20 protein-coding genes, 1 tRNA gene and 1 riboswitch are annotated in these 22,565 nt (G+C 65.1%); of the genes, 14 read left to right on the forward strand and 7 right to left on the reverse strand.

The window, feature by feature from the left end; genetic code table 11:
- The first annotated feature begins 36 nt into the window (after window positions 1-36).
- Genes HV765_RS27110 through HV765_RS27125 form a run of 4 tightly spaced genes read left to right on the forward strand, consistent with a single transcriptional unit; the run spans window position 37 to window position 4,172 of the window.
- Window positions 37-1,029: a tripartite tricarboxylate transporter substrate binding protein gene (locus HV765_RS27110; protein ID WP_175171561.1), complete on the forward strand. Its 993-nt coding sequence runs from the start codon at window positions 37-39 to the stop codon at window positions 1,027-1,029.
- 16 nt (window positions 1,030-1,045) lie between these two features.
- On the forward strand, window positions 1,046-2,572 hold the full coding sequence (locus HV765_RS27115) for a class I adenylate-forming enzyme family protein (RefSeq protein WP_175171562.1): 1,527 nt from the start codon (window positions 1,046-1,048) through the stop codon (window positions 2,570-2,572).
- Entirely contained in the window at window positions 2,569-3,360 is a 792-nt protein-coding gene (locus HV765_RS27120) for a citryl-CoA lyase (protein WP_054427016.1), read from the forward strand. The genes HV765_RS27115 and HV765_RS27120 overlap by 4 nt, the downstream gene beginning before the upstream one ends.
- Window positions 3,357-4,172, forward strand: coding sequence for an SDR family NAD(P)-dependent oxidoreductase (locus tag HV765_RS27125; protein ID WP_175171563.1), 816 nt, complete (start codon window positions 3,357-3,359; stop codon window positions 4,170-4,172). The genes HV765_RS27120 and HV765_RS27125 overlap by 4 nt, the downstream gene beginning before the upstream one ends.
- A 70-nt stretch (window positions 4,173-4,242) precedes the next feature.
- On the opposite strand, the gene HV765_RS27130 is transcribed toward HV765_RS27125, so the two are convergent.
- Window positions 4,243-5,037, reverse strand: a complete 795-nt coding sequence (locus HV765_RS27130) for a MetQ/NlpA family ABC transporter substrate-binding protein (protein ID WP_175171564.1) — start codon at window positions 5,035-5,037, stop codon at window positions 4,243-4,245.
- A 172-nt stretch (window positions 5,038-5,209) separates the two neighbouring features.
- On the opposite strand from HV765_RS27130, the gene HV765_RS27135 reads away from it, so the two are divergent.
- Window positions 5,210-6,319, forward strand: a complete 1,110-nt coding sequence (locus HV765_RS27135) for a DUF6817 domain-containing protein (protein ID WP_175171565.1) — start codon at window positions 5,210-5,212, stop codon at window positions 6,317-6,319.
- A 119-nt stretch (window positions 6,320-6,438) separates the two neighbouring features.
- Here the strand turns inward: HV765_RS27135 and HV765_RS27140 are convergent, their stop codons facing one another.
- From HV765_RS27140 to hemA, 5 genes are all read right to left on the reverse strand, one after another.
- Window positions 6,439-7,002, reverse strand: a complete 564-nt coding sequence (locus tag HV765_RS27140) for a UbiX family flavin prenyltransferase (RefSeq protein WP_006227138.1) — start codon at window positions 7,000-7,002, stop codon at window positions 6,439-6,441.
- A 7-nt stretch (window positions 7,003-7,009) separates the two neighbouring features.
- Window positions 7,010-7,336 carry a Grx4 family monothiol glutaredoxin gene (gene grxD / locus HV765_RS27145; RefSeq protein WP_006227137.1) on the reverse strand — a complete coding sequence of 109 codons (327 nt, stop codon included), beginning with the start codon at window positions 7,334-7,336 and terminating at the stop codon, window positions 7,010-7,012.
- A 128-nt stretch (window positions 7,337-7,464) separates the two neighbouring features.
- Complete coding sequence (gene prmC, locus HV765_RS27150) at window positions 7,465-8,292, reverse strand: peptide chain release factor N(5)-glutamine methyltransferase (protein ID WP_175171566.1); 828 nt, start codon at window positions 8,290-8,292, stop codon at window positions 7,465-7,467.
- 10 nt (window positions 8,293-8,302) lie between these two features.
- Complete coding sequence (gene prfA / locus HV765_RS27155) at window positions 8,303-9,385, reverse strand: peptide chain release factor 1 (RefSeq protein WP_054427011.1); 1,083 nt, start codon at window positions 9,383-9,385, stop codon at window positions 8,303-8,305.
- Between the two features lie 84 nt (window positions 9,386-9,469).
- Window positions 9,470-10,744: a glutamyl-tRNA reductase gene (gene hemA / locus HV765_RS27160; RefSeq protein WP_175171567.1), complete on the reverse strand. Its 1,275-nt coding sequence runs from the start codon at window positions 10,742-10,744 to the stop codon at window positions 9,470-9,472.
- Between the two features lie 294 nt (window positions 10,745-11,038).
- Here hemA and HV765_RS27165 point away from each other — a divergent pair.
- The 9 genes from HV765_RS27165 (at window position 11,039) to HV765_RS27205 (ending at window position 21,313) form a co-directional block, all read left to right on the forward strand.
- Window positions 11,039-11,114 (forward strand) — tRNA-Phe (locus HV765_RS27165).
- Window positions 11,115-11,355: 241 nt separating this feature from the next.
- Window positions 11,356-12,690, forward strand: a complete 1,335-nt coding sequence (locus HV765_RS27170) for a Fic family protein (RefSeq protein WP_254600742.1) — start codon at window positions 11,356-11,358, stop codon at window positions 12,688-12,690.
- 41 nt (window positions 12,691-12,731) lie between these two features.
- A riboswitch (TPP riboswitch) is annotated at window positions 12,732-12,823 on the forward strand.
- A gap of 69 nt (window positions 12,824-12,892) precedes the next feature.
- Window positions 12,893-13,975 carry a LuxE/PaaK family acyltransferase gene (locus HV765_RS27175; protein WP_175171569.1) on the forward strand — a complete coding sequence of 361 codons (1,083 nt, stop codon included), beginning with the start codon at window positions 12,893-12,895 and terminating at the stop codon, window positions 13,973-13,975.
- Complete coding sequence (locus HV765_RS27180) at window positions 13,972-15,432, forward strand: acyl-CoA reductase (RefSeq protein ID WP_175171570.1); 1,461 nt, start codon at window positions 13,972-13,974, stop codon at window positions 15,430-15,432. Before HV765_RS27175 ends, HV765_RS27180 begins: the two co-directional genes overlap by 4 nt.
- Window positions 15,433-15,446: 14 nt before the next feature.
- Window positions 15,447-16,193 (forward strand): ABC transporter ATP-binding protein, encoded by a 747-nt coding sequence (locus HV765_RS27185; protein ID WP_175171571.1) that lies wholly within the window; start codon window positions 15,447-15,449, stop codon window positions 16,191-16,193.
- The gene (locus HV765_RS27190) at window positions 16,190-16,954 is read left to right on the forward strand and encodes an ABC transporter permease (RefSeq protein ID WP_175171572.1); all 765 of its coding nucleotides are present in this window, start codon (window positions 16,190-16,192) and stop codon (window positions 16,952-16,954) included. Before HV765_RS27185 ends, HV765_RS27190 begins: the two co-directional genes overlap by 4 nt.
- A 20-nt stretch (window positions 16,955-16,974) precedes the next feature.
- On the forward strand, window positions 16,975-17,988 hold the full coding sequence (locus HV765_RS27195) for an ABC transporter substrate-binding protein (protein WP_175171573.1): 1,014 nt from the start codon (window positions 16,975-16,977) through the stop codon (window positions 17,986-17,988).
- 1 nt (window position 17,989) lies between these two features.
- The gene (locus HV765_RS27200; RefSeq protein WP_175171574.1) at window positions 17,990-18,769 is read left to right on the forward strand and encodes an SDR family oxidoreductase; all 780 of its coding nucleotides are present in this window, start codon (window positions 17,990-17,992) and stop codon (window positions 18,767-18,769) included.
- Window positions 18,770-18,814: 45 nt separating this feature from the next.
- The gene (locus HV765_RS27205; RefSeq protein WP_175171575.1) at window positions 18,815-21,313 is read left to right on the forward strand and encodes a mechanosensitive ion channel family protein; all 2,499 of its coding nucleotides are present in this window, start codon (window positions 18,815-18,817) and stop codon (window positions 21,311-21,313) included.
- On the opposite strand, the gene HV765_RS27210 is transcribed toward HV765_RS27205, so the two are convergent.
- Window positions 21,310-22,482, reverse strand: coding sequence for a M20 aminoacylase family protein (locus HV765_RS27210; RefSeq protein ID WP_175171576.1), 1,173 nt, complete (start codon window positions 22,480-22,482; stop codon window positions 21,310-21,312). The two genes, HV765_RS27205 and HV765_RS27210, sit on opposite strands and share 4 nt — an antisense overlap.
- Window positions 22,483-22,565: the final 83 nt, after the last annotated feature.

A 22,565-nucleotide genomic window follows, 5' to 3' on the forward strand; every position in this document is an offset into this window, starting at 1 on the left:
TGTCCAAATATTAGACAAAACAGGACGGAGACAAACATGAAGACTGCATTGACAAGGCGCTTGGCCGCCGTTGCGGTAACGCTTGGCAGCGCGCTGGCCGCCAGCGCCCCAGCACTGGCCGCCAAACCCTATCCCGATCGGCCCGTGACCCTGGTGGTGGGCTACGCAGCGGGCGGCGCCACCGACATCGTCGCGCGCCTGATGGCCAAATCGCTATCGGAAACGCTGGGCCAGACCTTCGTCGTTGAAAACAAGACGGGGGCCAACAGCAATATCGGCGCCGAGATCGTGTCGCGCGCGGCGCCTGACGGCTACACGCTGTACATGGGGTCCATCGCCAACACGATCAACCGCAGCCTGTACAGCCAGCTGAACTACAACTTCGTCAAAGACTTCAAGCCAGTTGGCATGGTGGCGACCATTCCGAACATTCTGGTCGTCAACCCCAAACTGCCGGTCAAGACCGTGCAGGAATACATCGCCTATGCCCGCGCGCATCCCGGCAAATTGACCTGCGCGTCATCGGGCAGCGGCTCATCCATTCACCTGTCGTGCGAGCTGTTCAAGATGGAAACGGGCACCGACATCCTGCATGTGCCCTACCGCGGCAGCGGCCCGGCCGTGGCCGACTTGCTGGGGGGCCAGGTCGATTCCATGTTCGACAACCTGCCTTCTTCGTTGCCGCATGTGCAGGCCGGCAAGCTGCGCGCCATTGGCGTCACGTCGCCGAAGCGCCTGCCGTCCACCCCCGACGTGCCCACGCTGGCCGAATCCGGTTTGCCGGGGTTTGACGTGGAATCGTGGTTCGGCCTGGTGGCGCCCGCCGGCACGCCGCAAGCCGTCATCGCACGCCTGAATGAAGCGTTGAACCAGGCGCTTGCCAGTCCGGCATTGCAGGCGTCGTACCAGCAGGCCGGCTTTTACGCCCCCGCCACGCCCAACACGCCCGAGACCTTCGCGAAGAAGATCGACAGCGAAATAGACAAATGGGCCGCCGTCGTCAAACGCGCCGACATCAAGGCGAACTAGTTTCCAGGAGCACAAGGTGTACCCGATCGATTTCTTTTTCCGCGCGGCGGAGCAGTATCCCGAACGCGTTGCGCTGGACGGCCCCGAAGGCGTGATCACCTACGCCGAGCTGGCCGCCAGCACCCGGGCCTTGGCGGCCGCCCTTCAAGCTCTGGACCCCGAACCGCAGACGCGCGTGGCCATCTGTGCGGGCAATTCCGCGCGGCACATTCTGGCGCTGCTTGCCGTGCTGGCCAGCGGAAAAATCTGGGTGCCGCTCAACTACCGCAGCACTGCGCGGGAAATCGGGCGCATCCTGGATGCCACCACGCCGTCCATCGTCATCGTCGACCCGGCCGGCGCCCCGCTGACGCCCACGGGGGATGGCGCGCGCATCCATCTTGATGATGGGGATGACGGGGACGGCGGCTCGGGCGACAGCCTGCGCCTGAACGCGCTGCTGCGCCAGTACGCCGGACGCGAGCCCACGCGCCACGCGCTGTCCCGCGATGCCACGCAAGCCATCAAGTTCACGGGCGGCACGACAGGGCTGCCCAAAGGCGTGATGCAGCCCTACCGCGCGTGGAACGCGGGCATCATCAATCAAATATCCAGTTGGGCGCTGACGCGCGACGACCGCTATGTGGTGTCCGCGCCCATCACGCACGGCACCGGCACGTATGTGTTGCCCGTGCTGGCCAGTGGCGGTGCGCACCTGCTGCTGGACAGCGTTACCCCAGCCACCATCACCGCCGCCTTCCGGGAACGGGGCGGCACGCTCAGCTTCATGCCGCCCACGCTGATCTACATGATCATGGCGCAGGATGGCGTGTCGCGCGCTGACTTTCCCAAGCTGCGCAACCTGATCTACGGTGGCGCGCCGATGCCGCCTGAAAAAATCGACCGCGCACGCGAATTTTTCGGGCCGGTGCTGGGCACGACCTATGGGCAGACCGAAGCGCCGCAAATCGCTACCGTGCTGCGCCCGGCAGACCTGAACGACCCGCGCAACCGCGCGTCGGTCGGGCGTGCAACGTGGCTGTCCGACGTGGCCATCATGGCGCCCGACGGCACGCTGCTGCCGCGCGGCGAGATCGGCGAAGTGGTGGTGCAGGGCGACCTGACGATGACGGGCTATTGGCGCCTGCCGGAGAAAACCGCCGAAACGCTTGTCGACGGCTGGCTGCACACCGGCGACACGGGCCTGATCGATGCGCGCGGCTATCTCTTTCTGAAGGACCGGCTGCGCGACGTCATCATCACCGGCGGCTTCAACGTCTACCCGGTCGATGTCGAAAACGCGCTGTCGTCACACCCCGCCGTGTACGAGTGCTCGGTGTTCGGCCTGCCGGATGACAAATGGGGCGAAGCGGTCCACGCCGCCGTGCAGTTCCACCCCGGCGCGCAGGCCGATGCCGATGCGCTGAAAGCCCATGTGCGCGCCCTGCTGGGCCCGGTCGCCACGCCCAAGCAATTTCATATCCATGACAGCCTGCCGCGCTCAAGCGTCGGCAAGGTTCTGAAGAATGCCGTGCGCGACGCCGCACAAAAGGAGACGCCATGAACACCCCCGAGACCCGCCTCTGCGCCCATCATTTGACCGGCATGTCGTACCGCGACGTCGACCTGGTGGATGACCTGATCGGCAAGAAGACCTTCACCGAAGTCATGATCATGCAGATCCTTGGGCGCGATGCGCGGCCCGTGGACATGCGCATCGTGGACGCGGTGCTGGTCACGTTGATGGAACATGGCATGACGCCCAGCGCCATCGCCACGCGCCTGATCTACATGAGCGCCCCCGAAAACCTGCAAGGCGCGGTGGCCTCGGGGTTGATGGCGGTGGGCAGCCAGTTTGTCGGCACCATGGAAAATTGCTCACGCCTGCTCGACCGCATCAAGCAGGCGCCGGACGGCCGCGCCGAAGCGCTGGCCATCGCGCGCGAGTTCCGCGAACAGCGGCAGGCCCTGCCCGGCTTCGGCCACCATTTGCACAAGCCCGACGACCCCCGCTCGATCAAGCTGCTGGCGCTGGCCGAAGCCGAACCCGACCTGGAAGGAGCATCCCTGAAAGCGTTGCGCCTGCTGGCGGCCGCCGTCGATGAAACCTATGGCAAGCACATCACCATCAATGCCACAGGCGCGGTCGCGGCGCTGCTGAGCGAGATCGGCGTGCCAACCAATCTGATGCGCGGCTTTGCCGTGATATCGCGCGCCGCCGGCCTGGTGTCGCACGTGGCGGAAGAACAGCAGAGCCCGTCTGGCCGCTACATCTGGGAAACCATCGACCACGCCATCCCTTATGTCGGCAAGGGCAAAACGCATCAGCAAGAGGACGGAGAATCCGCATGACGGCGGCCGGCAGCGATGCACGATTGGCGGGCAAGGTGGCGCTGGTGGCCGGCGCGGGCGCGTCGGCCACCGGGTGGAGCATTGGCAAGGCCAGCTGCGTGACACTGGCGCAACAAGGCGCGGCGATTGTCGCGCTGGACGCCAACCTGGCCGCCGCGCAAGATGCGGCTCACGAAGTCGAGCAAGCCGGCGGCAGCGCCTTGCCGGTGCAGGCGGACGTGGCCGACCCGGAAGCCATGCAGGCGGCGGTGGACACCGCGCTGCGCCGCTACGGCCGCATCGACATCCTGCAAGCCAACGCGGGCATCGGCAAGGTGGGCGGGCCGGAAGATATTTCCCTGGAAGATTGGGATCGCATCCAGCAAGTGAACGTGACCAGCCTGCTGATCGCCACGCGCTTGCTGGTGCCCGTGATGCGTCAACAGGGCGGCGGCGCCATCGTCACGGTGTCGTCCATCGCGGGCATTCGGTACACCGGTTATCCCCACCTGGCCTATAGCGTCAGCAAGGCCGCCGTCATTCACTTCGCGCGCATGGCGGCGCAGCAATATGCCGCCGATGGCATCCGCGTGAATACCGTGATCCCCGGGCTGATTGATACGCCGCGCGTGGCGCAAAACGTGGCGCGCATGTTCGACCCTGACGATTTGCAGGCGGCGCTGGCCGCGCGCGACCGGCAAGTGCCGATGGGCCGGATGGGCACGCCGTGGGAAGTCGCCCGCGCCGTGGCGTTCCTGGCATCCGACGATGCGTCTTACATCACCGGCACAGAGCTGGTCGTGGATGGCGGGCTGACCGGAAAGTACGCCTGACCGCCCTCACCTGCCGCGCGGCGCCCGTTGCAGGCGCCGCGTTTGGAAGGCGGGCGGCGCTGCTACTGCCTTACCAAGACGTCGAATACGCCCCCGGGAACTGCTTGGCCACAAACGCCTTCACTTCGTCCGACTGATACGCCTTGATGAAGCGCGCAATGCGCGGGTCGTTCTTGTTGTCTTCGCGCGCGGCGATCACCACGGCGGCAAACGGCGCGTCCTTGCTTTCCAGCGCCAGCGCGTCCTTGGCGGGCGACAGGCCGGCCGGGATGGCGTAGGCCGAATTCACCGCCGCCGCGTCCACGTCCGACAGCGAATGCGGCAATTGCGCGGCTTCGATTTCGATGAACTTCAGTTTCTTCGGGTTCTCGACCACATCGAACAACGACGCCGTCACCGTCACGCCGTCTTTCAGTTTGATCAGCTTGGCCGCCTGCAACACCAGCAGCGCGCGGGCGCCGTTGGTCGGGTCATTGGGAATGGCGACCTTGCCGCCTTGCGGCAAATCATCCAGCGACTTCAATCGCTTGGAATAGATGCCCATTTGCTGCACCACCGCAGTCGCCACCGGCACCAGCTTGTAGCCACGCGCCTTGTTCTGCGAATCCAGGAAAGGCTTGTGCTGGTAGATGTTCAGGTCCAGTTCCTTGGCGTCCAGCGCGGCGTTGGGCTGAATGAAATCGCTGAATTCGATCAGCTTCACTTTCAGGCCCTGCTTGGCGGCAACCTGTTGCACCACTTCACCAATTTGCGCGTGCGGGCCGACGGTCACGCCCACCTTCAATTCGGCGTCCTGCGCCATGGCTTGGGTGCTGGCGAATCCGAGCACGGCGGCGAAAACAACCAAGGAATGACGAAGGCGCATGAGACATCTCTAGAGTAGGAAGAATGACCCGCGATTCTATTGACCGCCCTACAAAACTGGAAGCGATGAATATTCATATTGATATGTGCAAAACGATATAAGCGCTGCGCCATGACAAGCCCGCGTCATGCGGACACAATAGCGGCTGCTTTCAATCACACGCCTTCATGCCATGTCCACATCCCCCGAACTCCATCCGCATGCGCGCGCCCTGCTCGCTGACCACTACGCCGCCGTCGACGCCGACCTGCCCGCGCTGCTGGACTTGCTGTTCGCCCGCAGCGCCGGAGAAGACTGGCACAAGGCCGGCACCTTCAAGCATCACCTGCTGGGCGTGTACCGCACGCTGACGCTGTGGAACCAGCCGCGCGAAGTGCGCCTGCTGGGCCTGTTCCACAGCGTTTACGGCAACGAATACGTGGACCTGACCTTGTTCGACCGCGAGCGCGAACGCTCGACCTTGCGCGAGGTGCTGGGCGAAGAAGCCGAAGAATGGGTCAGCCTGTTCTGCGCAATGCCGCGCACGAAGTTTGTGCAGGCCGTGCTGGCGGGGCAAGGCACGGGCGTCGAAGGCATGACGCTTGAGGGCACGGACGGACAGGTCTTCACGCTGACGCCGCGCCAGGTTGCCGCGTTCATCGTGGTGTCCGCCGCCGACATCGGCGAGCAATGGCACAGCTGGCAAGACGAGATCTTCGCGGGGTATCCGCAGCAACAGCGCCGCGACTTGAAGACGAACTGGGCGTCGTCGTTGTGGCCGGGGCCGCTGAAACCGCCGTCGAATATCCTGTCGATGTTGTCGCACCTGTTGGCGCCCTTGTCGCCTTCGTCGCCCTTGTCGCCCTTGTCGCCTTCGTCGCCCATATCGGCCGATACCGGCATCCCCATCCCGCCCGCGTTCGACCAATGCCGCGCCACGCTCAGCCCGCGTGACGAAGCGGCGGCCAGCGCGCTGTACTGGCAAGTCATCACGCGCATGCATCCGTTGACGGAAATGGATAGCGCGCGCCATCTGCTGGAAGCCGCCGTAGCGCACAACCCCTGGGTCGGCGAACCGCGCTTGCTGCTGGCGCAACTGGCGCTGACCACGGGCGATTTCGACGCCGCAGAACAGCACGCCGCCTCCGGGCTTGCCGCGTTGCAAGCGTGGGGCACGGCGTGGGACAAGCGCATTGAATGGGCGGGCTGGATGGCCTGGGCGCGCATCGAATTGCAAAACGCCCGCGCGCGCCAATGGCCGGAAAACCTGGCGGCGTTGAACGGGTTGGGGCTGGTGGAATAGGCCAACGTCCTGCCCATGCAAACAGCCCCGCATGCGGGGCTGTTTGTATTTTGGGCTGGCTGGCTGACTGCCTGGCTGGCTGCCTAGCTGACTGGCAGGCTGACTGCCTGGCAGGCGCACTACTTCATGCCTTCCCAATGCGGGCCGGGCACGACGATGTCGAAGAGTTCCAGCACGCGTGCGACCGTGTGGTCCACCATTTCTTCGATGGACGCCGGGCGGTGATAAAACGCCGGCAGCGGCGGAAACACGATGCCGCCCATTTCGGTTACGGCCGTCATGTTGCGCAAGTGCGCCAGGTTGAAGGGCGTTTCGCGCACCATCAGCACCAGGCGGCGGCGTTCCTTCAAGGTGACGTCGGCCGCGCGCGTGATGAGGTTATCCGACAAGCCATGGGCCACGGCCGCCAGCGTGCGCATCGAACACGGCACGATCACCATGCCTGCGGTCTGGAACGCGCCGCTGGCCAGCGTGGCGCCCACGTCGCGCACCGAATGCACGTGGTCGGCCAGCGCGTAGATGTCGTGGCGGCTAACGTCCAGCTCGTGCTTGATGTTCAGCACGCCCGAGGCCGACACCACCAGATGCGTCTCCACATCGTCCACGCCGCGCAATGCTTGCAGCATGCGCACCGCGTAGAGCGCGCCAGTGGCGCCGGTGATGCCGATAACAAGCCGACGCATCGAGGCGTTAAGCCGTTGCGCCGGATTGCTCCAGCAGCGTCTTCAGTTCGCCGGATTCATTCATCTCGTTCATGATGTCCGAGCCGCCGATGAATTCGCCCGCCACGTACAGTTGGGGGATGGTCGGCCAGCTGGAGAATTCCTTGATGCCCTGGCGGACTTCGTCGTCTTCCAGCACATTGACGGTGACCAGCTTCTTCACGCCACAGCCCTTCAGGATCTGAATGGCCTTGCCGGAAAAGCCGCATTGCGGGAATTGGGCGGTGCCCTTCATGAACAGCACGACGGGGTGCTGGGTCACGGTTTCGCGGATGAATTCTTGAACGTCGCTCATGGTGGTCTCTTCGACAGGCATAACGGAATAGGGCAATTATAGGTACAGCCGGAAAAACCGCCCGAATTACCCGGGCGCGCCGCCGGACTTTGCCGGGATTTCAGCGGCGGGATTCTGTAACAACCGGCCTAGCGGCGCTTGTAACGTCCGCCGGAAATGCGTTCGATACCCGCCAGGTCCTGGCGGCTGTGCACGTCATCGAACCCGGCTGCGGTCAGCAAATCCCGTACCGCCTGCGCCTGGTCCCAGCCATGCTCCATCCACAACGCGCCGCCCGGCTTCAGATGCCGGCTTGCGCCCGCCACGATGCGGCCCAGGTCTTCCAGGCCGCCCGCGCCATCGGTCAGCGCGCCGCGCGGCTCGAAACGCAGGTCGCCTTGGTCCAGATGGGGGTCGTCGCTGGCCACATAGGGCGGGTTCGACACGATCAGGTCAAAGCCTTCGCCGGCCGGCACGGCGTCATACCAGCTGCCTTCCACAAACCGCACTGACGCGGTGAGCTCCCACGCGTTGGCGGCCGCCACTTTCAACGCAGCGGCGCTGATGTCGGAGGCCATCACCCGCGCATCGCGGCGCGCAAGCGCGATCGAGATCGCAATGGCGCCGCTGCCCGTGCCCAGGTCCAGCACGGCAGGGCCGGCAATACCGGCCACGCATTCCAGCGCGGTTTCCACCAGCACTTCCGTGTCGGGCCGCGGGATCAGCACGTCGGGCGTTACGCGAAATGGGTGGCCCATGAATTCGCGATGGCCCAACAGATACGCCATCGGCTCGCCCGCCAGGCGGCGTGCCAGCAGGGCCTCGTAGGCGGCGGCAACGTCGGGCGCCAACGGGTCCGTGTCATGCGCCAGCAGCCACGCACGCGGCTTTTGCAGCACGTGCTCAAGCAGCATGCGCACTTCCAGACGCGGCAGGCGTGTGTCGAGCAGCAGGCTTTTCAGCTGGGGCGTGGTCATGGGCAGGGGCTCAGATGTCGTCGCCCAGCGCCGCCAGCTGCTCGGCCTGATGCTCGGCAATCAGCGCACCGGTCAGTTCTTCCAGATCGCCTTCCATGATCTGTTGCAGCTTGTACAGCGTCAGGTTGATGCGGTGATCCGTCACGCGGCCCTGCGGGAAGTTATACGTGCGGATGCGCTCGGAGCGGTCACCCGTGCCGATCAGGCTCTTGCGTTCGGCGGCTTCCTTGCTTTGCCGTTCGCGCGTTTCCTTGTCTTTCAGGCGCGCGGCCAGCACCTGCATGGCCTTGTCCTTGTTGCGATGCTGCGAGCGGTCGTCCTGGCATTCCACCACCAGGCCCGTCGGCAAGTGCGTGATACGCACGGCCGAATCGGTCTTGTTGATGTGCTGGCCGCCCGCGCCGCTGGCGCGGAACGTGTCGATGCGCAGGTCATTCGCATTGATGACGATCTCCGACATCTCGTCGGCTTCCGCCATGATCGCCACGGTGCAGGCCGACGTATGGATGCGGCCCTGCGCTTCGGTCGCCGGCACGCGCTGCACGCGGTGCGCGCCGGACTCGAACTTCAGGCGGCCATAGGCGCCATCGCCATCGATACGCGCAATCACTTCCTTGTAGCCGCCCAGTTCCGATGCGCTTTCCGACATCAGCTCAACGCGCCAGCCACGCGTTTCCGCATAGCGTGAATACATGCGCAGCAGGTCGCCGGAGAACAGCGCGCTTTCGTCGCCGCCCGTGCCCGCGCGGATTTCCAGGAACACGCTGCGGCCATCGTTGGGGTCACGCGGCAGCAGCAACAGCTGCAACGCGCTTTCCAGGCTTTCCAGCTTGCCGCGGCCCGACTTGATCTCGTCTTCGGCCATCGCCTTCATGTCGGGGTCCGACAGCATTTCCTGCGCCGTCGCCAGGTCTTCCTCGGTTCGGGCAAACGCGGTGAAGGCCTCGACCACGGGTTCCAGCTCGGCGCGTTCGCGCGAGAGCTTGCGGAAACGGTCCATATCGGACGCGGTTTCCGGTTGGGCGAGCAACGCGTCCACCTCGGTCAGGCGGTGACACAGATGCTCCAGCCGGCTACGCATGGAAGATTTCATGGGGGAATGACCAAAGAGAAAACAGGAATAGCGGGCGCCCACAAGACGAACGCCCGCCAGGAGGCGGGACGTGGGACAGATTCGCTAACGGCGGGAGTCGCGGCCGGGGAACAGGCGCGGCATCCACGCAAGCAGCTGCTTGCGCTCGTCGCCTTCGCTGCGGTTCAACGCCGCCAGCGGGCCGTGCAGATATTTTTGCGTCAGGCCGTGGGCCAGTTGTTCCAGCACGGCTTCGGGCGATTCGCCACGCGCCAGCATGCGGCGCGCACGTTCGAGTTCGGCGGCGCGGACGTCTTCGGCGGCCTGATGCAGGTCGCGGATGACGGGCACCACTTCGCGGGATTGCATCCAGTGCATGAAGCCCTGGACGCGGGTTTCGATGATGGCTTCGGCTTGCACCACGGCCGCGCGGCGCGCGTCGGTGCCGGTCTGCACCAGGCGGCCCAGATCATCCACCGAATACAGATAGACGTCGTCCAGGCGGCCGACTTCGGGTTCGATATCGCGCGGCACGGCCAGATCAATCATGACCATCGGGCGGTGACGGCGCAGGCGCGTGGCCCTTTCCACCATCCCCAGACCGAGGATGGGCAAGGAGCTTGCCGTACAGGAAACGATGACGTCGAACTCGGACAGGCGGTCTGTCAGGTCAGACAGTTTCATCGTGCTGGCCGAGAACCGGTTGGCCAGCATTTCGGCGCGCTCGGCCGTGCGGTTGGCCACGACCATGCTGCGCGGACGTTGCGCGGCGAAGTGCGTGGCGCAAAGTTCGATCATTTCGCCCGCGCCGATGAAGAGCGTGCGGGCCTGGTCCAGATTGCCGAACACGCGTTCGGCCAAGCGGACGGCGGCGGCGGCCATGGACACCGACTGCGCGCCGATCGCGGTTTGCGACCGCACTTCTTTGGCGACCGAGAACGTGCGCTGGAACATCTGATGCAGCAAGGTGCCCAACGACCCGGCTTCGCCCGCAGCGCGCACGGCGTCTTTCATCTGGCCCACGATCTGGGTTTCGCCCAGCACCATGGAATCCAGGCCGCTGGCCACGCGGAACGCGTGACGAACGGCGTCGTCTTGATGATGGCGGTACAGGTGCGGGCGCAGCGTGCCGGCGTCCAGGCGGTTGTGTTCAGCCAGCCAGGCGGGCAGTTGATCAGCGACATGGCCGTCAGCCGCGCAATAGATCTCGGTGCGATTACAGGTGGACAGGATGGCGGCTTCGCGGACGGAACCGCCGAATGCCGAACGCAGACCTTCCAGCGCGGGCTTGACCAGATCGACGGGCATAGACACGCGTTCGCGAACCGAAACCGGCGCGGACGTGTGATTCAGACCGAAGGCAAGGACAGCTACCGACATGAGTTAGCGTTAAGAACTGCCACTAAGAACAAGGCGTTACGTCAGGGCCACCTTAAGCAACCGGGGCGGAACCCGGGCCGGGAATTTTCCGGAAACGTAACAGCGAACTGTCGAAGATTATACCCCTGCGGGTTATCCCCAGGCCAATTCACGCCCCGTCCGCGACCCTGCGTCGCACCCTGGCGTGCCATTCACCCAACACTTTGGCTCTGGCCCCTTAACCAGAAATTGTCGCGATTTTTTCTACTTGGCTGGCACAGGCAGAAAAAATTGTGTATAGTTGCGGACTTCGTTGGCCTGGTAGCTCAGTCGGTAGAGCAGAGGATTGAAAATCCTTGTGTCGGTGGTTCGATTCCGCCCCAGGCCACCAACAGATTCAAGCATTGAGCCCCGCCTTGGCGGGGCTTTTTGCGTTTGGCGCTGCCCTGCTTTCTAGCGCCGTCTTTCTTATCACTACGCCCTAATCTTGTCGAAATCTTATCGAAATCTTGTCAGGTGATAAGATTTGAGCCTTAATCTTGTCACCCTGACAAGATTAGCCCCCTCCATAGGCAAGTCTCGCCCAGATGACCCCACCTAGCCTCGCCAGCCTGTCACTCCGGCATGAAGCCATGCTGCGTCAGATTCTGGCCGCCAGACGACCCATAGAACCTGGCGCACTCGAGCAAATCCTTCAAGCCTCCCGGCCCAGCATCAACCGGACCTTGCGGGACCTCGTGGCCGCCGGCTTTCTGGAAAAACTGGGCGCGGGCCGAGCCACCCGCTACGTGGCCACCGATGCGGGCCAGTCTGCCCTGGCTGCGTTGCCGTCACTCGCAACCGTGCCACCGCTCACTGGCCACCTGCATTGGTCACCGGCAGCCTTGCCATTGGTTCAAGCGCTACGCGCACCTTTGGGAACCCGCACTCCAGTGGGCTACGAAAGGAGCTTCGTCGCTAACTACGTTCCAAATCAGTCCAGCCTGCTGCCACCGACACTCGCCACGGACTTGTACAACGCAGGCCGAAGCCAAGATCAGCAACCGGCGGGAACGTACGCCCGCGAGGTGCTGGAGCAATTGCTTATCGACTTGTCCTGGTCATCGTCGCGCCTGGAGGGCAACAACAAAAGCTTGCTGGACACCAAGGAACTCTTCGAGCTCGGCGAGCAAGCTGGCCCCCTCGACGAAGACGCCCTGATGTTGCTGAACCACAAGAACGCCATTGAGTTCCTTGTCGACGCGGTGCCTACCGAGGGCATCACTGTGCCGGTCATCGTCGACCTGCAGGCCAAGTTGATGAGGGATCTCTTGCGGGACTCACGCGACATCGGCAGCTTCCGTCGACGTCTGGTGAATATAGATGGCTCTGTCTATACACCGAGCAACATTCCCACGTTCCTGGAAGAATCGCTGAATGACATCGTCGACAAGGCCCGCCACATTCACAACCCCGTTGAAGCGGCATTCTTCCTTTGGGTCCACGTGGCTTATCTACAGCCCTTCGCGGACGGCAACAAGCGCACAAGCCGCCTGAGCGCCAACATGCCGCTCTTGCTGCACAACTGCGCGCCCCTGTCTTTCCTGGATGTAGAGCGCACGGACTACGCCGTGGCCATGCTGGGCGTCTATGAACAGCGCAACGTCGCCGCCGCGGTGGAGTTGTTTGAATTCATTTATCGCCGATCCATTCGGAAATACAGCGTACTGCGCGCCTCTCTATCCGTCCCCGACCCGCTTCGAGCCCGGTATCGGCAGAGCCTCAATGAGATCATGCAGTTCGTCGTCTTCTATCGCCGAACGCTGGCGGACGCGTTGCCGGAGGTTTCGGTCCAGTCTGCCGACGTTGAGGCATTGCGCGCCATCGCGAACACGGAACTGGACCACCTCGAGCAATACAACTGCGCCCGCTATAACCTGGCTAGAGGCATGACGCAGAAGTGGATTGACGCTGGGCGGCCACGATAGCCGGCAAGCCCGAAACTTCCACCCCATTGCGGGTTAACATTGCCTCTGCTCCGGGGTGCACGCCAGTGCTGAGAATCAGACCCGCGAACTTGACCCGGTTCATGCCGGCGTAAGAAGAGCATTCGCCTTGACCTGCCGCGCCTTTGCGCCGCTTGCGCAGGCGGGCTTCGGAGCTTCCCTGTACAGGAATCATCGAACGCCCATGAACAACGTCGCACCGCCGGTCGCGGAACTACTCGAATTCATCGCCCAGGACGGCTGCACCGACGAGCAGTTTGATCAGCTCGCGCTGCGGCTTTTTGCCTATCAATATGGGGCCAGCGCGCCCTACCGCAGCTTCTGCCAGCGCCGTGGCGCAACCGTGCGCAATGTGAAGACGTGGAGCGATATTCCGGCCGTGCCGATCGACGCGTTCAAGGCGATGGAGTTGCGCTGTGAACCCGCGCGGCCCGACGAGCGCGTGTTCATGACCAGCGGCACGACGCGCGCCGACATGCGCGGGCGGCACTTCCATCCGCATCTGGCCGTCTACGACCTGTCCATGACGCGCAACTTCGCGGCCCGCGTCATGCAAGGCACGGCGCAACTGCCGATGGGCATCTTGTTTCCAGACGAAGTGGCGATGCCGAATTCGTCGCTGGCGCATTATCTGGCGCTGGCCAAATCCGCCTTTGGCAGCGAAGGCAGCCGCTATTTCATGTCACCGCAGGGTATTGATCTTGACGGTTTGTGGCGCCAGCTGGAAGACGCCGAGCGCAGCGGCGAGCCTTATGCGCTGCTGGGCGCAAGCTTCAGCTTCGTGCATGTGATTGACGCCTTGCGCCGCGAAGGCCGCAAGTTCCGCCTGCCGCCGGGCAGCCGCATTCTGGATACGGGCGGCTACAAGGGCCAATCGCGCGAGCTGCCGCTGGACACGTTCTATGCGGAGCTCTCTGCGCTGCTGGGCGTGCCGCGTTCGCTGTGCATCAACATGTACGGCATGACCGAACTCAGCACGCAGTTCTACGACAACGGCAACGCCGCCGTGCCGTCGGTGAAATCGGGGCCGCACTGGATTCGGTCGCGGCTGGTGGACCCCGCCACGGGCCGCACCGTGCCGGCGGGCGAACGCGGCATCCTCGCGCATTGCGACTTGGGCAACTTCAATTCGGTCAACACCATCCTGACGGAAGACGTGGGCGAACCCGCCGAGGGCGGCTTCCTGCTGCTGGGCCGGGCCGAAGGCGCGCAGGCCAAGGGCTGCTCGCTGGCGGTCGAAGAGTTCATTCAGTCGGCGCGATCATGAACGTGCAACGGGTCGAGGCGGGATACCTGCCGGGGCTCGCCTCGGCTGATGTCCAATGGCATACGCTGCCGTTCGAGCAGGACGGGCAACGCGTGGACGTCGCCGTGCCGGTGCTGACGGCCGCGCAGATGCAAGCGCTTGCCCAGCGCGTCAAACGCGCCAGCGCGCAGCATCTGAAGACGATGACGGTGTCGGAAATCATCACCATCATCGACCGCGCCATCGGCCGCCTGCTCGACCCGAACGACCCGCTGCGCCGCCAGGCCGATACGCTGCTGCCGGTCGTGACCGGCTACGACGCCGACATGGTTCGTCTGGGGCTCACCGGTTTTCTAAAGACATTCCGCGCCCCGCAGCTGCATCGTTTTGTGGCCGAAGACTTCGCCAACCCCAAGGTGCTGGACAGCTTCCAGCCTGCGATCAAAGGCGGCGCCGTGCGCGCATACGGCCCGCAACTACTGGTGCACAGCTGGGCCGGCAACGTGCCCGCACTCGCGTTGTGGAGCTTGATCTGCGGCCTGCTGGTGAAGGCCGGCAACATCGGAAAACTGCCTAGCGCCGAGCCGCTCTTCGCCGGCTGGTTCGCGCGTTTGCTGGCCGACGTGCACCCGCCGCTGGCTGACTGCATGGCGGTCGTCTGGTGGCGTGGCGCAGGCGATGACGACGCGTCGGCGCTGTATGCACAGGCCGATACCGTGGTCGCCTATGGCGGCAACGACGCGCTGCACGCCATCCAGCGCCGCCTGCCGGTCACGACACGCTTTCTGGCGCACGGCCACAAGCTGGGCTTTGGCGTTGTCAGCGCAATGGCGCTGGATACACAGAAAGCCCCTGCGCTGGCGCGCCGCGCGGCGTGGGATGTCATGCGTTATGACCAGCAGGGTTGTTATTCCCCGCATGTGTTTTACGTGCAGCGCGGCGGCCGGGTGTCGCCGCGCCAATTCGCCAGCTATCTGGCGGGCGAACTGTCGAATCTGCAACGCCGCTTTCCCCGGCGCGCGATGGACCTGGAAGAATCCGCTGCCGTGGCGAAGTGGCGGCAGTCGATCGAATGGCAGTTGCCTGCGGATGGCGCCAACGCGCTGATCGGCGACCCCGACACGGCGTGGAGCGTCGCCTATGCCGACGCGGCGCAGCCTCTGATGCCGACCGCCCTGCAACGCAGCATCGTGGTGGCGGGCATCGACACGCTGGACGACGTTGCGCCGCTCGTGGCCGCCCATCACGACTATCTGCAAACGGCGGGCGTCGCGGCGACGCCCGAAGAACTGTACCGGCTGGCCGAGCAACTGGGCGCAGCGGGCGTCACCCGCATCAGCGCCATCGGCTCGATGAGCCTGCCCGAAGCGGGCTGGCATCACGACGGCCGCTTCAATCTGCTGGACCTCGTGCGCATGACGGAAATTGAACAATCCGCCGAAACCGCCGCCGACCCGTTCGCCCCCTACGAGCCATGAGCGCGGACCGGGCCATGCCTTTTCTGAACCTTGAACAGGTGGTGTACACCTACCCCGGCCGGCCGCCCATTGTGGATGGCGTCGACTGGCGGCTGGAGGCCGGTGGCGTGCATTGCCTGGTGGGGCGGAGCGGTTGCGGCAAGACGACACTGCTCAAGCTGGCTGCGGGCCTGCTGGCCCCGCAGTCGGGCCGCGTCCAGCTGTGGGACGGCACGCCCGCCACGCCCGGCCCGCAACTGGGCTATGTGTTTCAGGCGCCGACGTTGCTGGAATGGCGCCGCGTCATCGACAACGTGCTGCTGCCCGTGTCATTGCAACGCCGGCCCCTGCCTGAAGACATCGAACGCGCGCATGCCCTGCTTGCGATGCTGGGCTTGTCCGACTACGCACAGCGCTATCCCCGCCAACTGTCTGGCGGCCAGCAAAGCCGCGTGGCGCTGGCGCGCGCGCTGATTCTTGAGCCCGCGCTGCTGCTGCTCGACGAGCCCTTCGCGGCGCTGGACGCCATTACGCGCGGCGAGCTGCAAGACGACTTGATGCGGCTGTGCCGCCTGCGCAAGACGACCGTGCTGTTCGTCACGCACGACATCAGCGAAGCCGTGTACCTGGGCGACCGCGTCGCCGTCATGCACCAGGGCCGCATGGCTGCCGACCTGCCGATCGGCCTGGCCGCGCCGCGCACGCAATCGATGCGCCACGGCGCCGCCTTCAACGCCTATTGCGCGCAGGTATTTGAATTCATGAACGGAGCGCGCGCATGAAGCCCGCCATCTCCTCCCGCCTGCTGTCGTTGGCGCTGCTGGTGTTGCTGGTGGGCGCATGGGAAGTCACCGTGCGGCAGGCCGGTATCTCGGCACTGGTGCTGCCCGCCCCCTCGGCCGTTGCGAAGACGCTGTGGACGAGTCTTGCCACCGGCTACCTCTGGCCGCACATCGGCGCGACGCTGGCCGAGATGCTGCTGGGCTTGGCGCTGGGCGGCGCCGCCGGCCTGGCGATGGGGGTGGCGCTGGCTGAATCCGCCTTGCTGGACCGCGTGTTCAAGCCCTACGTCATCGTCAGCCAGGTGGTTCCCAAGCTGGCCCTCGCGCCGCTTTTTGTGTTGTGGTTCGGCTTTGGCATGGCGCCCACCATCGTCATGACCGCGCTGATCTGCTTCTTTCCGTTGATGGAAAACACGCTCACCAGTTTGCGCCAGGTGGACCCCAACCGGCTTCAACTGTTTCGCATGCTGGGCGCATCACGCGCACAGACCTTGCTGCGGCTGAAGCTGCCCGCAGGCCTGCCCGGCATCCTGGCCGGCCTGCGCGTGGCGTTGGTGCTGGCGCTGGTGGGCGCCGTCGTCGGCGAATTCATTGGCGCCAGCCGCGGGCTGGGCGCCGTCATCATCGCCGCGCAAGGCATGATGGACACGCCGCTGATGTTCGCCGCGCTCACCGCCATTGCCGCCATCGGGCTGCTGGGCTACCAAGCCACGCTGATGCTCGAACGCCGCCTGCTGCGCCCCTACGCAGATCAATCATGACCCCTATCAGGACCTTACCCATGCTCCCGTCCCCTACCCGCCGCGCGTTGTTGACGGCCGCCGCCGGCCTTGCCGCCACGTCGCTCGTGCCCATGGCGGCGCGCGCCCAAAGCAAGCAAGCCGACCCTGCCACCGGCACGGTCACACTGGCCGGCTGGAGCAAGCCCATCAGCGAAATCACGAACCTGCTGGTCGAACCCGACAAGGGCTTCTTCAAGGCGCAGGGCGTGAACCTCGTCTACCTGCCTGGGGCGGGCGGCGGCGACGCCATCCGCAATATTCTTAGCGGCCAGGCTGACGTGGCCTTCACCGACCCCGGCTCGTTCTTCATGGCGCTGGACAAGGGCGAGAAGCTGCGCGCCATCTACGACATTTATCCGCAGAACGTTTTCAACGTGGTGTCGCTGAAGTCGGCGAACATCACGCGGCCAGCGGACCTGAAAGGCAAGCGCATCGGCGTCTACAGCCTGGCAAGCGGCACGCGCCAGAATCTGCTGGTGATGCTGCATCAAGCCGGCCTGACCGAAGCCGACGTTGAAATCGTCGTGACCGGCGTGCTGAACTTTGCGCCGCTGTTGCAGGGCCAGGTCGACGCCACTGCCGCCACCGACACCGGCCTGCTGGTCGGCCGCCGCCGTGGCCTGGGGGAGGTCAACGTGATGGAAGTGCGCGACACCCTCAACGTATCCAGCGACCTGTTCGTGGTGCGCGAATCGGTCTATCAGCAAAAGCAGCCGCTGCTGCGCGCGTTCCTCAAGGCGTATCGCGACAGCGCCACGTGGATGATCGCCCAGCCGGAAGAAGCCGCCACGCTGGCCGGCAAACGCGCCATCGACGGCACCGACCGCAGCATCAACCTGGACGTGATCCGGCTGCGCAATGCCGCGTCAATATCGCCTGCCGGCCGGCCGCTGGGCGCGTTTGATCTGGATCTGTTGCAGAAGGCCGCTGACGCCTACCGCGCGCTGGGTTTGATTCAGCACCCCATCGATGTCGCCGCCGTCGTCGACGCCAGCCTGTTGCCCGGAGCCTGACATGACCGCCGCCCTGAAGTTTGCAGGCAAGGTGGTGCTGGTGACCGGCGCCAGCCGCGGCATCGGCGCCGAGATCGCGCGCAGCTTTGCGCGGGAAGGCGCCACCGTCGTCGTCAACTACCTGAGCAACACCGAAGCCGCCAACGCCGTCGTGGCGCAGTGCGTGGCCGCGGGCGGCGACGCCTGGGCCGTGCAGGCCGACGTGGGGTCGGCGGACGCCGTGCAAGCCCTGGTTGACGGCATTGTGCAGGACGCCGGCCGGCTTGATATCGTCGTCAACAACGCCCTGCGCCATTACGCGTTTGATCCGCGCACGCGCACGGCGTTCGATGATCTGTCATGGCAGCAGTACCAGTCGCAATTCGACGGCTCGGTCGGTGCGGCGTTCAACGTCTGCCGCGCGGCGCTCCCGCATTTCAAGCAACGCGCGCAAGGGTGCATCGTCAACATCGTCAGCAACCTGGTTGAACATCCGGTCGTGCCGTATCACGACTACACCACCGCGAAGGCCGCGCTGGTGGCGTTCAGCCGCAACCTGGCAGCGGAACTGGGCCCCTTCGGCATCCGGGTGAACTGCGTCGCGCCGGGTCTGGTGTACCCCACCGAAGCCAGCGGCGGCACGCAGGAAGCCTTCCGCGAACAATTGATTGCCGCCACGCCGTTGCGCCGCATCGCCCAGCCGGAAGACGTGGCCGGCCCCGTGCTGTTCCTGGCGTCCGGCTGGAGCAGCTTCATGACGGGGCAAGTCCTGTTCGTGGACGGCGGACTGGTGATGCGCTAGAGTGGGTAGCCCCCCAGCTTCGCAGCATTCCCCCGGAGCCGCCCCATGCGCGTCCGAGCACGAATTTTCGCCTGCCTGTTCGGATTGATCCTTGGCTTGTTGAGCCTGGCCCAGGCACGGCTCGCGCTGGCCGACCCGCCCCCCCCCACAACCGCCCCGCCGCTCGCCGCCATTCAGATGGGCGACATTCCGCTGCGCGCAGACAGCGACACGCGCTACGCCGAAGGCGTGTTGCAGCGCGTCGCCACCGCTGACCCCGAGGCCAAGCTTGGCCCGCTACTGGAAGCAATCGCCAAGTCCGCCGACGAAAAGCTCTACGAATTTCAACCGGCCCAACTTCGCACCCTGCCCATCATGCGGGTCGAGAGCCTGGAGCGGCATTGGATCTTTGACGCTCGCCGGCTGGCGCGCTGGCAGGCGGATCTGCGCCAGGCCACCGCCTGGTACGCCAGCGATGCGGCCGAACTGCTGCGCCGCCGCGATGCCTGGCAGGCCATCAAAAGTTCAGCCTTCGCCGCCAGTCTGCCGCCCGCGCTGGCCGACCGCGTGGATGCCGTTCTGGCGCAGTTGACGGGCGCCGCGCAGGCGCTGTCCGGCCCGCTGTCGCGACAGGCCGACCTTGAACAACGCGCCAACGCCGTCGAAGAACGCATCAAGGCGGGCCAGCGTTCCGTGGCCGAAGCCATCAACGACATCGACGCGCGCCTGATGCGCGTGGATTCACCGCCGCTCTGGGATCTGGGCAAGACGCAAGATACAAGCGAAGACACCATGGCCTTGCTGCACACGGGCGTCGACATCGAAGCCCGCTTCGCGCGCGAATACAGCGCGTCGGGCAGTGGCAACCAACGCGCGCTGCATGTGATTCAGATCGCGCTGCTGGTGCTGATGCTATGGCTGGCCCGGAAGAGCCGCGACGCGATCCGCGCGGGCGTCATGAGTGAAACCGCGGCGGGCGTCCTGGGCCGCCCGTTGTCCACCTGGCTGCTGCTGTCGATGCTGGCCGTGCTGGCGTTGGAACCCGATGCGCCGCTGATGGTGCAGCAAGTGGCGCTGGTGCTGGCGGCGGCGCCGGTGCTGCGTTTGCTGCCGCCTTCTGCGCGCCGGCAACTGGACCTGTGGCCCTACGCCATCACCGCCCTGTTCCTGGCGGAGCGGCTGGGCTTTTTGTTCTTGGCCAACACCTTGTTCTACCGCCTGTCCACCGTGGCGCTGACCGCGGTGTCGCTGGCCGCCATCCTGTGGTTGCTGCGGCGCGGCCGGCGCCAACCCCAGTCGCCCGCTCCCACCCGCCTGGCGGGTATGCTGCGCGGCATTGCCTGGGTCGCGGTTGCGTTGCTATGCGTGTCGCTGGCGTCCAACCTGTTCGGCAATGTCTCGTTGGCGGAAATGTTGACCAGCGCCGTCATCGGTTGCGGCTACTTCGGGTTGGTGCTCTACGCCGGCGTCACCGTCATCATCACACTGGTGCAAGTGTTGTTGGCGCGCCAAGGCATATCGCGTTTCCGGCTGGCGCGCGAACATGCGCCGCCGCTGGTTCAGTTGCTGATCCGCCTGCTGACATTCGCCGCCGTCGTCGGCTGGGCGGTCTACGCGATGGACCGATTCCGCATCCTGCGCGCCACCTATGCATACGCTACCCAGATACTGTCCTACACCCTGACCGTGGGCGAAGTGTCCATCAGCCTGGGCAACGTGCTGCTCTTTCTGATTTCCGTGGTGATTGCATTCTGGGCCGCGCGCACCATCCGCCTGATCCTGCGCGACGAGGTGCTCACGCGTATGGCGCTGCCGCGCGGCGTGGGCAACAGCATCGCGTCGCTTTCGTACTACCTGGTGCTGCTGCTGGGCCTGGGCATCGCGCTGTCGGCAGCGGGCTTTGAGACCAGCCAGTTAACCATCGTGTTCGGCGCGCTGGGCGTGGGCATCGGTTTCGGCCTGCAAGGCGTCGTGAACAACTTCGTGTCCGGCTTGATCCTGATGTTCGAACGTCCGATACAGCCTGGCGACGTGGTGGAAATCAGCGGCACGTCCGGACAGGTTCGCGACATCGGCATGCGCGCCACCCGGATCAAGACGTTCGACGGCGCCGATGTCATCGTGCCCAACGGCACATTGCTGTCCGAAAAGCTGACCAACTGGACGCTGCTGGACCGCAGCCGCCGCATCGAAGTCAGTATCGGCCTGGCCTACGGCACCGAGCCCAACCGGGCGATCGACGTGCTGGATGCCGTGGCCCGGGAAACGGCCGGCGTCGTCACCGAACCGGCGCCCACGGTGCTGTTCATGGGCTTTGGCGCCAGCACGCTGGACTTCAGCATTCGCGCCTGGACCCACGACTTCGACAATTGGATCAACATTCGTAGCGACTTGATGGCGCGCATGTACGACGCGCTGCGCCAGGCCGGCATCGAGATCGCATTTCCGCAGCGCGATCTGCATCTGCGAACGGTGTCGGATGAAGCCAGCGCCGCGCTAGGCGTCGGACGCAGAACCGGCGCGCCCGGTTCCAACGCACCCGAGTCCGACACCCCGGCGCGTTAGACCGGCATCGCCGCCTTCACCAGCTCCACCCAGTAGTGCGCGCCCAACGGCAAGATATCGTCGTTGAAGTCGTAGTACGGGTTATGCACAGGCGGGTTGTCTTGCCCCGGACGCGCCGCGCCAATGAACACATAAGCGCCCGGACGCTGCTCCAGCATGTACGCGAAATCTTCCGACCCCATGCGCGGCGTGCAAGCCGTATCCACCTTGTCTTCACCCACCACGCGCGCGGCGGCGCGAGCGGCCAGCGCTACCTCGGCTTCCGTGTTGACGCATGCCGGATAGCCGCGAAACACCTGCACGTCGATCGCGGCGCCCGACGTCAACGCCACCCCCGCGCACACCTCACGCAAGCGGCGCTCGGCCAGGTCGCGCGTGGCGGCGGTCAGCGTGCGGCAGCTGCCGCGCAACATCACGCTGTTAGGCACCACGTTCCAGGTGTCGCCCGCGTGAATCTGCGTCAGGCTCAACGCCAACGAATCGGTCGGTTTCACGTTGCGGCTGACGATGGTCTGCATGGCCGTCACAAGCTGCGCCGCCGCCACGATGGGGTCCACGCCATGCTCGGGCTGGGCCGCGTGGCAACCCTTGCCGGTGACGTTGATTTCATAGGTGTCGCAGTTGGCCATCACCGTACCCACGCGCGTGGACACCGTGCCGAAGGGCAGATTGGGCGAGTTATGCAGCGCGAACACGGCGTCGCACGGGAACTGATCAAACAGCCCGTCCTGCACCATGGCGAGCCCTCCGCCCGCGTGTTCTTCGGCGGGCTGGAAGATCAGGTGCAAGGTGCCACGCCACCCCGGGTCGGCCGCCAGATGGCGGGCCGCGCCCAGCAACATCGCGGTATGGCCATCGTGCCCGCAGCCGTGCATCTTGCCGGGGATGGTTGAACGGTGCGACGCATCGCCCAATTCCTGCATGTCCAACGCATCCATGTCGGCGCGCAGTCCAATGACGGGCCCGCCGCCGCGCGTCAGCGTGCCGACCACGCCCGTGCGTCCCAAGCCGCGATGCACCGTCGCGCCAGCCCGTTCCAGCTCGCGCGCCACCACGTCGGCGGTGCGAAATTCACAGAAGGCGGTCTCGGGATGGGCGTGCAGGTCGCGGCGCCATTCGCGCATAAGGCGCAGCAATTCCGGGCTGACGGGCGATTCGACGATGGCCATGGCGGTGTCTCCGTAGGGCGGGCTTGGGGGAAATACGCCTATCGACTATAGACAGGCGCGGGTACAAAGCCGATAGCAATGAT

This window comes from Achromobacter kerstersii, assembly GCF_902859595.1.
Taxonomy (GTDB): Bacteria; Pseudomonadota; Gammaproteobacteria; order Burkholderiales; family Burkholderiaceae_B; genus Achromobacter; species Achromobacter kerstersii.